The sequence below is a fragment of the Streptomyces sp. NPDC050619 genome (genome assembly GCF_040654815.1).
Classification (GTDB): domain Bacteria; phylum Actinomycetota; class Actinomycetes; order Streptomycetales; family Streptomycetaceae; genus Streptomyces.
In genome coordinates, this window is record NZ_JBFAIR010000002.1 from 140,563 (window position 1) to 154,222 (window position 13,660).

General features: G+C 71.0%; 9 protein-coding genes. 6 read left to right on the forward strand and 3 right to left on the reverse strand.

Annotated elements, in window-relative coordinates; translation table 11 throughout:
* Nucleotides 1–26: 26 nt before the first annotated feature.
* Nucleotides 27–1,049 carry a LuxR C-terminal-related transcriptional regulator gene (locus AB0I77_RS03765; RefSeq protein WP_363280694.1) on the reverse strand — a complete coding sequence of 341 codons (1,023 nt, stop codon included), beginning with the start codon at nt 1,047–1,049 and terminating at the stop codon, nt 27–29.
* A gap of 57 nt (nt 1,050–1,106) precedes the next feature.
* On the reverse strand, nt 1,107–4,784 hold the full coding sequence (locus AB0I77_RS03770; protein ID WP_363280695.1) for a S8 family serine peptidase: 3,678 nt from the start codon (nt 4,782–4,784) through the stop codon (nt 1,107–1,109).
* A 253-nt stretch (nt 4,785–5,037) separates the two neighbouring features.
* Between AB0I77_RS03770 and AB0I77_RS03775 the strand changes: the two genes are divergently transcribed.
* Entirely contained in the window at nt 5,038–6,594 is a 1,557-nt protein-coding gene (locus AB0I77_RS03775; RefSeq protein WP_363280696.1) for an ATP-binding protein, read from the forward strand.
* Here the strand turns inward: AB0I77_RS03775 and AB0I77_RS03780 are convergent.
* Complete coding sequence (locus AB0I77_RS03780; protein WP_363280697.1) at nt 6,548–8,203, reverse strand: PucR family transcriptional regulator ligand-binding domain-containing protein; 1,656 nt, start codon at nt 8,201–8,203, stop codon at nt 6,548–6,550. The genes AB0I77_RS03775 and AB0I77_RS03780 overlap by 47 nt on opposite strands.
* A 238-nt stretch (nt 8,204–8,441) precedes the next feature.
* On the opposite strand from AB0I77_RS03780, the gene solA reads away from it, so the two are divergent.
* The 5 genes from solA to AB0I77_RS03805 all read left to right on the forward strand — a co-directional run bounded on the left by solA (nt 8,442) and on the right by AB0I77_RS03805 (nt 13,645).
* Nucleotides 8,442–9,581 (forward strand): N-methyl-L-tryptophan oxidase, encoded by a 1,140-nt coding sequence (solA, locus tag AB0I77_RS03785; RefSeq protein WP_363280698.1) that lies wholly within the window; start codon nt 8,442–8,444, stop codon nt 9,579–9,581.
* 78 nt (nt 9,582–9,659) lie between these two features.
* Nucleotides 9,660–10,763 (forward strand): ABC transporter substrate-binding protein, encoded by a 1,104-nt coding sequence (locus AB0I77_RS03790; RefSeq protein WP_363280699.1) that lies wholly within the window; start codon nt 9,660–9,662, stop codon nt 10,761–10,763.
* Nucleotides 10,756–11,883 carry an ABC transporter ATP-binding protein gene (locus AB0I77_RS03795; protein ID WP_363280700.1) on the forward strand — a complete coding sequence of 376 codons (1,128 nt, stop codon included), beginning with the start codon at nt 10,756–10,758 and terminating at the stop codon, nt 11,881–11,883. Before AB0I77_RS03790 ends, AB0I77_RS03795 begins: the two co-directional genes overlap by 8 nt.
* The gene (locus AB0I77_RS03800) at nt 11,880–12,806 is read left to right on the forward strand and encodes an ABC transporter permease (RefSeq protein ID WP_363280701.1); all 927 of its coding nucleotides are present in this window, start codon (nt 11,880–11,882) and stop codon (nt 12,804–12,806) included. Before AB0I77_RS03795 ends, AB0I77_RS03800 begins: the two co-directional genes overlap by 4 nt.
* Nucleotides 12,803–13,645: an ABC transporter permease gene (locus tag AB0I77_RS03805; RefSeq protein WP_363280702.1), complete on the forward strand. Its 843-nt coding sequence runs from the start codon at nt 12,803–12,805 to the stop codon at nt 13,643–13,645. The genes AB0I77_RS03800 and AB0I77_RS03805 overlap by 4 nt, the downstream gene beginning before the upstream one ends.
* Nucleotides 13,646–13,660 lie beyond the last annotated feature (15 nt).

Genomic DNA, 13,660 nt, shown 5'->3' on the forward strand with positions numbered 1-13,660 from the left:
GGGGTGCGGCCCCTCGCGTCATACCGTCACACCCAGCCGCGTTGTGCCGCCCGTACCCCCAGCTGGAAGCGGCTCGCCGCACCCAGCCGCTCCTGTAGTTCGCTCACCCGCCGGCGCAGGGTACGCAGGCTCACCCCCAGGTGCCGGGCCACCGCCTCGTCCTTCATGCCGGCGGCGAGGAGCCTCGTCAACGCCCGTTCGCCCTCGGTGAGGCCACCGTCGGCGACCGGCTGACCGAGCGGCGTCGCCTGCTGCCAGGCCAGCTCGAAGAGCTTCTGCAGCGCTTCGGTCACCGCGGAGTGCCGTACCACCGCCGCGCAGTAGCCGCCCGCGGCGGAGGCGGCCAGCGGGAGCATCGCCCTGCGGCCGTCGACCACCAGCAGTTTGACCGGCACGGTCGGCAACACCCGGGCCTGCTCGCCGAGTTCGACCATCTTCCAGGCGTGGTACAGCACGGCCGGGTCCTCCAGGGCGGTGGCCGCGTACACCGTGCGATACACGATGCCGCGACTCAGCAGATCCGCCTGGAGGTCCAACTGCGGGGTGCGCGGGGCGAGATACGGAGGGGTGTCGAAGACGCACACCTCGTGCTCGGCGCGCGCGTACAGCTCCTCCAGACGCGCGGCGTTGGCACCCTCGCCCGACACGATGTCGACCAGACGCGACGGTTCCTCGCGCAGCAGCCCCGCCTCGTACGCCGTCGCCATCTCGTCGGCGGTGGCGGCGAGCAGCTCGGACTCGGTCTCGCGCCGACGGATCAGGGCACGGATCGCCACGCGCGGATCGACGGCCCGTAACCCCCCTGTGGAGTCGGGCTGTTGGAGCAGACCGAGCGTGAGCAGCCGGTCACAGGCCTCGCGCACCCGGGCCGGGGACGCGCCGGTGAGCTGTGCCCAGCCGGCCGCGCCCGCGTCGGGCTGATGGAGTATGGCCTGGTACAACAGCTCGTCGAAGGCGGAGACCCCCACCGCGGCCCAGGGGCTCGCGGCAGGGGTCTGTCTGGGTACGGGGGTCTGTCTGAGTGCCGAGTCGTATGCCGTGTTCACCATGGCCCGGCACGCTAGAGGATCTTTGTTAAGGCTGCCGCACCGCTTTTGGCGCCGCTCCTACTTCAGGCCATACGCTCGCAGCACGGTCTGATCGACCTGGTTTCCGGCACCGTCGGAGGCCTGAACCCGCAGCGACACGAACTCCGCGCCCTTCGGGTGCTTGATCTCGGCCTTGCCGTTGCGGACCTTCGCCTCCTTCCAGGAGGTTCCGTCGTCGTACGAGACCCAGGCCTTGAGAGCCTTGGCCTTGACGCTCCCCTCCTGATCCCGGACGGAGAGGCGGAGCTCCGACTCCCGCTTGGACTCGGCGCGGTTGAGGAGGTCGAGCCCGTCCAGGTCGTAGCCGACCGAGAGCAGGGGCAGGGCCGTCTCCGCGTCGGTGTGCGCCGAGGCGAAGGACCATTCGGTGTGGGTGCTCGTCGAGTACGGCGTCCAGTCGGCCTTGCGCTGCGTGTCGAGCACGAAGCGGTACGAGGCCTTCGCCGCCGGGACCTCGAAGACGCCGTACCCGCCGATCGCCGAGTCGCCGACCAGCTGACCGTCCGCGTAGAGCTTGCCCTGCGCGGTGTCGCTCACGTCTCTGACGTACCCGTAGTGACCTGGCGTCGCGTCGCTCAACTCCGGTACCTGGAGGGTGAGTTTGTCGCCGGTGCGTTCCGAGAGACCGTACTCGGTGCTCGTCGCCGGGCGTACGACCTGGCGCAGCCAGTCCTCGCTCGGCCGGTTGCCTGCCTTGGCATAGGTCCGCAAGGTGTTCCACTGGGCCCCGAACGACTCCCAGGACGGGTAGACGGCGTGCCAGACGCGGGTGTCGGGGCTCACGTTGAAGTACTCGGTGCGTTCCCGGCCGAGTTGCATGTAGTCGCTGGTCTCGACCGCGACCAGCTGCCAGGGGCGGAAGGTGTAGACCGTGTCCGCCCCCAACTCGCCTGCTCTGCCCGCACGGTAACGGGTCGTCACCTTCGCCGTGGTGGAGCGGTCCAGGGGGTACGTCTGGTCCGGCGAGATCGCTCCGGACTGGGGGAGGGTCACGTTGTAGACGTACGGGCTGACCTCTGTCCCGCCCAGCTTGAGCGTGACCTTCTTGCCGCTCTTCAGCAGGGTGGTGAGCTTCTCGCCGTCCTCGCCGGTGGCGATCATCACCGGCATCGTCGCCCTGTCCACGGCCGTGAGCCAGTGACCGGCCTTCTTGCGGTAGGCGATCAGATAACTCGCGCCTGCCTCGGCCGCGTTGGCCATCGCCTCGTCCGGCCCCCAGGTGTCGGCGGCGACCCCGACCACCGCCGCCTTGCCCTTGACGTCGAGCCCCTCGAAGTCGGCCGCGGTACCGGCGCCCGCGTCCACGGCCTGTACCTTCCGGTCGCCGGTGATCTTCACCGGGAAGTCGTTGTACGTGTTGGCGTATTCGAGCGGCAGCGCGTACTTCTCGGGACTGGTGACGCTCGCCGTCAACTCCTTCGCGTACAAACGGAACTTGGCGTAGAACTCGAGGGTTCCCTCGGTGACCTTCTCGGTCGGCGCCACATAGACGTGGTCGGTCCAGGGGCCTTGGCTGTACGTCAACCCCCAGGAGCTGCCCGGTCCTTCGCGGTGCCACGAGGTGGTGAAGCCCTGGTGCTCGGCGTCCTCCTTGGTCTTCGGCTTGATCTCCACCGCCTTGCGGGCGTCGAGCGTGACCTCGGTGTCCCCGTCGACCTTGATCTCGGGGTTGCCGACGACCGACGTGCCGACGGCCACGCCGCCCGCGTCGGGGTCGTGGATCCAGGTGGCCATGGAGTACGTACCGGCCGGGACCTCCCAGGTCCCGGTGGCGCCCACGTAGCCGTAGGCGTTGGCGTAGGCGCCGTTCAGCTCCTGCAATGTGTAGAGCGACGCCCCGGTGGTCGGCTTGCCGTCGCGGCCCACCAGGGAGACCTTCAGGTCGTACTTCTTCGGCTGCTTCTCGAAGCCGACACCCGTCGTGACCAGGATGCCGTCGGCCGTCGCGGTGATGTGGCCCGCGTACCGGCCCTGCGCCTGCTTCGCCGGGTCGACGCCGACCGGGACCGTGGCGGTGCCCTTCGCGGGCACGGTCACGGTGCCGGCCCCCAGGGTGACACCGGCGAGGGACGACGAGAGCTTCAACTCAACGGGCCCGCCAGTGGTGTTGGTGTACGTGATCTCCTTGCTGTCGACCTCCGTGTCGCCGTCCTCGTACTTGCCGAAGCTCAGCGTCGAGGTGGCGAACACGTTCTGCCTGACCGCCCGTACGGCGTCGACCCGGCCGTCTCCCTGCTGGAACACGGAGTTGTCGGCGTTCGTCTTCGCGGTACTGGCCAGGGCCTGCTTGATCTGCTCGCCCGTCCAGTCCGGATGGGCCTGCGCGACCAGCGCCGCCGCGCCCGCCACGTGCGGGGTCGCCATCGAAGTGCCGTTGGCCGCCGTGTAGTTGTCGTCGAGCGGCGTGCCCATGGAGGTACCGGAGGCGCGGGCCGCCGTGATGGCGACGCCGGGCGCGGTGATCTCCGGCTTGACCGCGTAGTCGCCGGGGCGCGGGCCACGGCTGGAGAACGAGGCGAGCTTGTCGGACTTGTCGACCGCGCCGACCGTGAGCGCCGAGTCGGCGATGCCCGGCGTGCCGACGGTCTGTTCCCGCGGGCCCGAGTTGCCCGAGGCGATCACGAAGAGGGTGCCGGTCGAGGCGGACAGCTCGTCCACCGTCTCGCTCAGCGGGTCCGAGGGGCCGGAGGCCGTACCGCCGAGGGACATGGAGACGATGTCCGCGCCGGAGGCCGCCGCCCACTCCATGCCGGCGATGATCCACGACGACTGGCCGGAGCCCGCGTTGTTGAGGACCTTGCCGACCATCAGCTCCGCTCCCGGCGCCACGCCCTTGCGCTTGCCGTCGGAGGCAGCGCCCGAGCCGGCGATCGTGGACGCGACATGGGTGCCGTGGCCGTGGCCGTCCTGTACCGCCTGATCGGGCACGAAGGTCTTCGATTCCTCGATCCTGCCCGCGAGGTCCGGGTGTCCGGCGTCCACGCCCGTGTCCAGGACGGCCACCTTGACGCCCTTGCCGTCGTAGCCCGCCTGCCACACCTCGGGGGCGCCGATCTGCGGGACGCTGACGTCGAGGGACGCCTTGACCTTGGCGTCCAGCCAGAGCCTGTCGAGGCCGCCGTCGAGCTGCCTGGCCGCCTTGGCCGTGGGCTCGGCGGCCGTCTTCTCGGTGTCGGGGGCGATGTCCGCCCAGAACTTCTCGGCGGTGGACTTCTTCGCGGTGAGCGCGGCGCCGTCGATGCCGGGCAGGGACAGTGTCCTGCGCGCGCCCTCGGGGGTGGTGTTCCCCTGGCGGTAGGTGGCGATCAGGGGGATGGCGCCGGTCTTCGTGTCCGCGTACCCCTGCTTGAGGAGTTGCGTGACGTTGAACAGGGCCGGGTCGAGACGGCCCGCCTGAAGCAGCGGGATCGCGTCGTTCGGTACGACGCTGACCTCCCCGTTCTGCTCGCTCGACAGGAAGGTGGCGGACGCGCGGCCGTTGCCGCGCCGGACGTCGACGGCGGACTTGCCGCCCGCGGCGGTGGTGAGGGTGACCGTGTCGCCGGTGATGAGGGTGACGGTCTGTGTGCTCGTGGTGCCGGGCTTGGTGGCCGGCTTGGTGACCGGGGACGCGGGATCGGCCACTGAGGGCGTGACGGCCCCCGTGAGCAGACCGCCCGCGGCTGCCACGGCCCAGAGGGCGTGGAGTCTTCGCATGTGTGGACTTCCTCCCCTGAACGCTGAACGCTGAACTCTCCCGGCCTGGTGGGCGGGAGCCAGTGATCAGAGTGAGCGCTGCGCGGAAAGCGGCTCAAGGGAATCCAGTGGCCGAGGAGTGCCAATGCCCCCTTCGGCCACGGGCCCGGTCGCACGGCTGCGGCTCAGTCGGAGCACAGGGTTCCCTCAGCCGGCGGGGTCAGGATTGCGACATGTCTGGCATCCCCCTGAACCGAAACCCGGAGAACGGGAGATGAGCGTGCCTCTGCGCGGGCGGTCCCTGCGCACCCGGCTCCTCGTCTTCCTCGGCGTCGTACTCGTCGGCGTCTGCCTGGCCATGGCGCTCACCATGGTCCTGGCCCAGCGTGCCTACCTGCTCGGCCGGCTCGACCAGCGGGTCGCCACCGCCGCGGAGCGCGGTGCGGACGCGGTCCGGTCCGGGCCGGGCAGCGACGCGGATCCCGGGTTCCGCACCGCACCGGGGCAGGAGGCCGGCACGCTCGCGGCCCGGCTCGACGACGACGGGGACATCATGACCGCAGAGGTCGTGACCCGGGACGGTGGCGCGCGGGCGCTCACCGCCCGCCAGCGCGCCTCCCTCGCAGGCGTCGAGGCCGACGGCTCCCCGCACAACCGGACGATTCCGGGCCTGGGCACCTACCGGGTCTCCGCCCTCGACGCCGACGGGAGCCTCGTCCTCACCGGCCTCCCGATGGGCGAGGTCCAGGACATGCTCCGCCACCTGATCGCGGTCGAGGCCGGGGTGGCCGGCGCCGGGCTCGCTCTCGCGGGCGGCGTCTGCGCCGTGGTCGTACGACGGCAACTTCGGCCGCTCGGCCGGGTCGCCGCCACCGCGGTCGAGGTCTCCCGCGCCCCGCTGGGCCGCGGCGAGGTCAGCGGCCTGACCCGGGTGCCCGAGCGCGATACCGTCCCCGGCAGCGAGACCGGCCAGGTCGGCGCCGCGCTCAACCGCATGATCGACCACGTCGAGTCCTCGATCGCCGAACGGCGCCGCGGCGAGGAGCGGATGCGCCGGTTCCTCGCCGACGCCAGCCACGAACTGCGCACGCCGCTCGCCTCCATCGCCGGATACGCGGAGCTGATGAACCGCGGCACCGACCCGATCGAGCCGGTGCTGGCCTGGCGCCGGGTCTCGGCGGAGTCGGCGCGGATGACGGGCCTGGTGGAGGATCTGCTCCTGCTGGCCCGGCTCGACGAGGGCCGGCCCCTGCGGTCCGCCGAGGTCGACCTCGCGGTGCTGGCCGCCGAGGCGGTGTGGGACGCGCGGGCCGTGGGCGGCGGCCACGACTGGCAGCTGGAGCTGCCCCTCGACGCCCCCGCGCTGGTCGTCGGCGACGAGACGCGGCTGCGTCAGGCGTTGGCCAACCTGCTGGCCAACGCACGGACACACACGCCTGGTGGCACCACGGTGGTCACGTCCGTCGAGGCCACGGACGCCCGCTGCGTCCTCCGCGTCCGCGACGACGGCCCCGGCATCCCGCCCGCCCTCCTGCCCACCGTCTTCGAACGCTTCACCCGCGCCGACAGCTCCCGCTCCCGCCCCGACGCCGGATCGGGCGGCTCCGGCCTGGGCCTCGCCGTCGCGGCGGCGATCACGGCGGCGCACGGGGGACGGATCGAGGTGGACAGCGTGCCGGGCCGTACGCGGTTCACGCTCGAACTCCCGCCCGCGGGCGATACGTCGCGTCCGGGACCGGCGAGGGCCCGCGCGCCGTCGCCTGCGCCCTCGCCTCCGCCCTTTCCTACGGCCCGGACGAGCCCGCTGCCCGGTCCTCCTGCGTATCCATGACGAGGACTGCCACATGCAGCCCGGTGTGTTGCAGGCCCGACTGGAGATCGCAGCCCAGCAGCCGCTCGATGGTGTGCAGACGCTGGTAGAACGCCTGCCGGGACATGCCCGTCTGCTTCGCCGCGACCGACTTGTTGCCGGCCGCCGTCAGATAGGCGCGCAGCGAGACCAGCAGGTCACCGCCGTTGCGGTCGTCGTGCTCGATGAGGCGTGCCAACTGCCGTTCCGCGTACCGCTGGAGACGGGTGTCGTCCCGCAGCACGCGCAGGAGTTCCGGCAGTCCGATGTCGGAGGGGACGTAGAACCACCGGTCCGTGCGTCCCGGCGCCATGGCGTCGACGGTCTGCGCGGCCTCCTCGAACGACCGGGCGATCCCGGAGAGGTCGGTGACGCCGGGACCGACCGCGACGACCGAGTCCGGGCCGAGTTCCTCGCGGGCGAGGCGGCCGATCCGTTCGGCGACCGGCTGCCAGGCGCTGGCCCGGGCGAGGGCGAGGAGTACGCCGATCTGCCCCGGAGCCATCTCGCCGACCAGGGCACGGACGCCGGTCCGCGCCAGTTCCTTCGCGATCCGTTCGTCGAGGTGCTCGCCGTCGCTGTCCGTTCTGGCATGGCGGATCAGCACGGCGAACAGCCGGTGCCCGAAGGCGGGCAGACCCAGTGCCTCGGCGCGGGCGCGGGCGTCCGCGGGGGAGCGGAAGCGCCGTTCGCGCAGGTCCCGCAGCACGGAGCGGTGGGCGCGGCGCTCCCACCGGGCCGATCCGGCCAGCCGTGCCATGGTCAGGGCGACAGCGGCCCGTTCGAGCACCAGGACATGCTCCGGGTCGGCGTCCGGCTCCTGCCGGCCGTCCAGCAGGATCAGCCGGCCCCACGGACCGTTGTGGTCCTCCACGGGGGCCACCAGCCACCCCTCCGGTCCGCTCGGCTCCACCTGCTGCGGGGTCGGCGCCGCCCGGGAGCGCCGGGACCAGGCCGAGACCACCGGCTCGTACGGCCGGCCGCGCAGGTCGCACATCATGACCCGGTGCGTCAGGTCCTCCAGGACCACGGGGACACCGGTGAGTTCGGCCGTGGTCCGCACCAGTTCCTCGGGGGTGGCTCCGCGCAGGGTCAGTCCGGTGAAGACGTCCTGGATGCGCCGGCCGCGGCGCAGCAGCTCGCCCTGGGCGTCGAGGATGAGGGCGTGCACGGTCTGGGTGACGTCGATGAACCGGACGCCGCGGGCGAGTTCGATCAGTGGAAGGTCGCGTGCGCGGCACGCCGCGGTCAGCTCGTCGGGCACCTTCCGGTAGCGGTGGCCGAGCTCCACGATCAGGCCCGCCGCACCCACGTCCGCGAGCTGGTCGACGTAGCCACGCAGCCTCGACGTGTCCTCGGGGTAGGGCATCCCGGTCGTCAGGACCATCTCGCCGCCCTCGAGGAAGTCCGCCGGGTTGAGCAACTCGGTGACATGCACCCACCGCACGGTGCGGTCCAGCCGGGACTCACCGGCCAGGACGCGGGGGAGTCCCTCGACGAGTACGGGCAGCCGCAGGACGTCACGGATCGTCAGGGAATGCGGAGCCGAGGGCTGTTTTGGTGGTATGGGCGGTGCTTTCTTCCAGGGCACCGTGGTCACCCTGACAGCGGGCCGTCACCGGGTCAAGGTGCGTGATGTTACGGCAGCGGACGCGACGTTACGTTCCTGAGGCTCTGCCGCCCGGGCGGACACAACGTTCTGACAAGGCCTCCCGACGGAACAGAGTGTGTGTTGACCCGCTTCGCCGGCCGCGACGAAAGTGAAGGTCACCCCCCCCGACCGAGGCCGTTGTCCACGGCCGCGGACGGTACGCGACCGAAGGAGCGGCATGAGCACCCGGAAACGTGTCGCGGTGATCGGCGCCGGCAGCATGGGCAGCCAGGCCATGTGGCGCCTGGCCGCCCGCGGCGCCGACGTCGTCGGCTACGACCGGTACGCCCCGGGCCACGACCGCGGCGCGGCGGGCGGCGAGACCCGGATCTTCCGCGCCGCCCACCTCAGCGAGCCCGCGTATGTCCCGCTGCTGCGCCTCGCCGACCGGCTGTGGGACCGGCTCCAGCAGGAGACGGGCCGTGCGCTGCGCCACCGCAACGGCTCGCTCATCATGGGGGAGAGCGCCTCCGCGCCCATGCGGACCCTGCTCTCCGTCAGCGCCGCCCAGGGGCTCGATCACGAGGTGCTGGACCGCGCCGCCCTCGCCCGCCGCTACCCCCAGCACCGCCTCCCCGAAGGACACACCGCCGTACTCGACCGCAGGGGCGGCACCATCAGGCCCGAGGCGTCGGTCCAGGCCGCCGCCGGGCGCGCCGAGCAACTGGGCGCCCGCCTGCACCGCTACACGCCGGTGCGCGAGCTCGCACCCGCGGCGGGCGGCGGGGTGAACGTCGTCACCGACCACGGCACCGACCAGGTGGACACCGCGGTGGTGACCGCGGGCCCCTGGATCAACACGCTGCTCCCGGATCTTCCGCGCGCGGTCGAGATCCGCCGGCTGGTCAGCTCCTGGCACATCCCCACCACCCACGACTGGTTCGCGGGCGGCGCCCCCTCGTTCGTCCGCAGCGCACCCCACGACTGCTACGGACTGCCCTCGCCCGACGGCGTGTCCGTCAAGATCGGGCTGTCCTTCGCACGCCATCTGCCGGTCACCGACCCGGAACGCCTCGACCGCACCGTCGACCCGGCCGAGCTCGGCACCTTCCGTGAACTCATCGGCGAACTCATGCCCGACCTGAACCCCGACCCCGTACGCCTCTCCGTCTACATGGAGGGGTACACCGAGTCCGGGCACCCACTCGTCGGCCATCTGCCCGGCGAGCGGGACATCGTCGTCCTGGCGGGATTCTCCGGCAGCGGCTTCAAGTTCTCCCCGGCCATGGGCGAGATCGCCGCCGACCTGGCGCTCGACGGCACCACCGAGCACGCCATCGACTTCCTGGCGCCGACCGCACCAGGCCCTGTCGTCTGAAGCTCTCACCTTCATGTGATCCCGTACCCCCCTGCACGTCCTCTCCCCGTATCCCACCGTTGCCCAGGAGGCGCCGCCATGGAAGCCAACCGGATACCGCGCAGGACCCTATTCCGCACCGCAGGCGGCCTGGTCGCGGCGGCCGCCGCCTCCTCGCTCAGCGCCTGCGGCACCGGCACCAGCCGGTCCGTCGGCGGCGGCGACAGCACGAGCTCCAAGACGCTCGTCGTCCGCAACAGCGGCGGCACCTACGGGGATGCCAACCAGAAGGCGATCTACGACCCGTTCACCAAAGAGACCGGCATCCAGATCAAGGTCACGAACATCCAGTACGCCCAGATGCTCGCCCAGATCAAGCAGGGCCGTCCGCAGTTCGACGTCATCGACGACTCCATGATCGACTACGTGCTCTTCGCCAAGGAGGGCGCGACCGAGGACCTGGACTACGACCGGCTGAAGAACTTCAAGAACTCGGGCATCGCCAAGACGCTCGTCACGTCCAACTCGATCGGCAAGAACTACTGGGCCAGCGTGATGGCGTACCGCACGGACGCCTTCGGCGGGAAGAAGCCCGGCTCCTGGGCCGACTTCTGGGACACCAAGGCGTTTGCCGGCAGCCGCTCCCTCCAGAGCGTGGACGCCGACCGGCCCGAACTGGAGTTCGCCCTGCTCGCCGACGGCGTACCGCTGGACAAGCTGTACCCGCTCGACCTGGACCGGGCCTTCAAGTCCCTGGACACCATCAAGGGTTCGGTGAAGAAGTTCTGGGACACCGGCGCCCTGCCCGGTGTGCTCCTCGGCCGCGAGGAGGTGGTCATGTCCAGCGTCTGGAACGGCCGTCTGGACGCCCTCATCCAGCAGGGATCACCGCTCGCCTACCAGTGGAACGGCGCCCGCCGGCAGAGCAACGGCTGGGGCATCCCCAAAGGCGCCGGCAACCTCGACGCCGCCTACCAGCTCATCGACTTCAGCCTGCGGCCCGAGGTACAGGCGCACTACGCCTCGATCTACCCCATGGCGCCGGTCGTTCCCGCCGCCTACAAGAAGCTCCCGACCAGCGCCGCCGCCAACCTGGCCGGCTCACCCGAGCACCTGGAGACGGGATTCGACTTCGACGTCGAGTGGTGGGTCAAGAACGTGGACACCGTCACCAAGCGCTGGCAGGAGTGGACGCATGCCTGAGGCCGAGGTGATGTCCGAGCCCGCGGTGGTCTCCCCGCCGGGCACCGGCAAACCCCTTTCCGTGACCGCGCTGCGCAAGACCTACGGCGGCGTCACGGCCGTCGACGAGGTCTCCATGGAGATCGCGGCGGGCGAGTTCGTCACCTTCCTGGGGGCCTCCGGCTCCGGCAAGACGACCACCCTGATGATGATCGCCGGGTTCTGCGAGCCCGACTCCGGGAGCATCGTGGTCGGCGGCCGTGACGTGACCCGGCTGGCCCCGCAGAAGCGCGGCCTGGGCTTCGTCTTCCAGCAGTACCTGCTCTTCCCGCACCTGTCGGTGTGGGAGAACGTCGCCTTCCCGCTGCAACTGCGCGGCGTGCCGAAGGCGGAGCTGCGCCGCCGGGTCGGCGAGACCCTGGAGATGGCCGGGCTGTCCGGCATGGCCCGCCGCCGACCCCGCGAGCTGTCCGGCGGCCAGCAGCAGCGCGTGGCGCTGTGCCGGGCGCTGGTCTACCGACCGCCGGTGATCCTCATGGACGAACCGCTGGGCGCCCTCGACAAGAAACTCCGCGACCAGCTCCAGACCGAGATCAAACGCATCCAGCGCGAACTCGGCCTGACCGTCATTTATGTGACGCACGATCAGGAAGAGGCGCTGGTCCTCTCCGACCGCATCGCGGTCATGCGGGACGGCCTGGTCGACCAGTTCGACACCCCGCAGGAGCTCTTCGAACGCCCCCGCACCCCCTTCGTCGCCGACTTCCTGGGCGCCGCCAACTTCCTCCCCGGACAGGTGGAGGAGCGGACGGCGGAGCACTGTCTCGTACGGCTGGACACCGGCGGACTGCTGCGGGCCCGCCCCCAGTCGCCGCCGCGCGGCGCGCGGGTACAGGCCGCGGTCCAGCCCGGCCGGCTCGAGCTGTGTCCGCCGGCCGAGGGCTTCTGTACCGGGACCGTGGAGACGGTCACCTATGTGGGGACGCTGGTACGGGTGACGGTGCGCCTCCTCGACGGCACGCCCGGCGACGTCGTACGGCTGGAACTGCCGGCCGGCCGTGCCCCGGCGGTCGCGGAGCGCGTCGGTCTGACCGCCCAGGCCGCCGACATCAGCGTCTTCGAGGCCGAGGGAGGCGGATGAACACCATGTCCGGATCCGTCCTCGCCTCGAAACCGGCGCCTGCCGCCACCCCCGGCCGGCTGCGCCGCGCCCTGTCCGAGCGCCGCACCCGCTTCGGTCTGCTCAACGCCACACCGGTCGTCGTCTATCTCCTGATCCTCTTCGTCTACCCGATCTTCAGCACCCTGCTGCTCAGCCTCAAGGGCGAGGCGGGCGGCTGGACGCTGCACTGGTACGCCGACGCCTTCCAGGGCGCCAACCTGGAGATCCTGCTCACCACCCTGCGCATCTCCGCCGAGACCTCGCTGCTCGCCCTGGTCATCGGCTTCCTGCTGGCCGCCGCGGTGTCCCGGCTCAAGCCCTTGTGGGCGGGCCTGGTGATGGTGGTGGTGGTCGTGCCGCACTTCATCAGCGCGCTGGTGCGCACCTACGGCTGGATCATCCTGCTCGGCGAACACGGCGTCATCAACAACACCCTGACGGACCTTCACGTCCCGGGCGCCCCCTTCCAGTTGCTCTACAACGAGCTCGGAGTCGTCATCGGCACCACCTCCGTGATGCTCCCGTACACCGTGCTGCTGCTGTACGCGGTGATGCGCGGCATCGACCGCCGGCTGCTCGCCGCCGCGGCCGGCATGGGCGCCGGACGGATCGTGATCTTCCGCCGGGTCTACCTTCCCCTGGTTGCCCCGGGAGTGGTGAACGCCGGTGTCCTGTGCTTCATCCTGTGCCTGGGCTACTACCTCACCCCGGCCCTCATGGGCGGCGAGCAGCAGACCATGGTCGCCTCGCTCATCGACGAGCAGGTCATGAAGCAGAACCAGTGGAACGGCGCCTCCGCGCTCGGCATCATCCTGCTGCTGCTCACCTTCGCCGGGCTGCTGCTCCTGAAGCTGGCCAAGTCGGCGGGCGACGCGTACCGGAAGCGGGGTGCGGCCTCGTGATCGAGCTGCGCTCCACCCTGGCCGGGCGCATCGCGCTCACCGTCTTCTCCGCGCTGATCCTGCTGTTCCTGGCGCTGCCGATCGTCGTCATCGTCGTCACCTCCTTCGGCAAGGACGCCTTCGGCTCCTTCCCGCCCGACTCCTGGACCCTCGGCTGGTACCAGCAGCTGTTCGCCGACGGCAGCAAGTGGCCGGCCGCGCTCTCCCTGAGCGCCCTGGTCGCCGCGCTGACCACCGTCTTCTCCCTCATCCTCGGGATGACCGCGGCGACGGCCCTGGTGCGCAGCGAACTGCCGCTGCGCACGGCGGTCTACGGCCTGGTCCTGGCCCCGCTGGTGATCCCCCAAGTCGTCATCGCCCTGGGCCTGTTCCTGCTGTTCGAGCCCGCCGCGATGCTCGGCAGCCCGATCGCCATCGCACTCGGCCACACCGTGCTGGCCGCACCGATCGCCGTGATGATCCTGATGGCCACGCTGAAGGGCATCGACGAACGGCTGGAGGACGCCGCCGCCAGCATGGGCGCCGGACGCCTCACCGTCGCCCGGCGCATCACCTTCCCGCTGGCCATGCCGGGACTGGTCGCCGCCGCGATCTTCTCCTTCATCACCAGCTTCGACGAGTTCTTCATCTCCCAGTTCCTGTCCTCCGTGGACACCGTGACCGTGCCGGTCCAGATGTTCAACGTCCTTCAGTACGACGTCGACCCGTCGGTGACCGCCGTCAGCGCACTGGTCATCGCCGTCGCCGTCGTGGCCCTCGCGCTGGTCGGCGTCGTACGCCGACTCGGCGGCGGCCGGGACAACCAGGGCGCACTGCCCACCGACCCCGCCATTCCCTGACCCCGCCATCCCCTC

What these genes read in the sequence shown, in the direction of transcription:
- AB0I77_RS03790 (WP_363280699.1), top strand. Translation starts at nt 9,660, where the DNA reads ATGGAAGCCAACCGGATACCGCGCAGGACCCTATTCCGCACCGCAGGC.
- AB0I77_RS03770 (WP_363280695.1), bottom strand. Translation starts at nt 4,784, where the DNA reads ATGCGAAGACTCCACGCCCTCTGGGCCGTGGCAGCCGCGGGCGGTCTG.
- AB0I77_RS03795 (WP_363280700.1), top strand. Translation starts at nt 10,756, where the DNA reads ATGCCTGAGGCCGAGGTGATGTCCGAGCCCGCGGTGGTCTCCCCGCCG.
- AB0I77_RS03800 (WP_363280701.1), top strand. Translation starts at nt 11,880, where the DNA reads ATGAACACCATGTCCGGATCCGTCCTCGCCTCGAAACCGGCGCCTGCC.
- AB0I77_RS03765 (WP_363280694.1), bottom strand. Translation starts at nt 1,049, where the DNA reads ATGGTGAACACGGCATACGACTCGGCACTCAGACAGACCCCCGTACCC.
- AB0I77_RS03775 (WP_363280696.1), top strand. Translation starts at nt 5,038, where the DNA reads ATGAGCGTGCCTCTGCGCGGGCGGTCCCTGCGCACCCGGCTCCTCGTC.
- solA (WP_363280698.1), top strand. Translation starts at nt 8,442, where the DNA reads ATGAGCACCCGGAAACGTGTCGCGGTGATCGGCGCCGGCAGCATGGGC.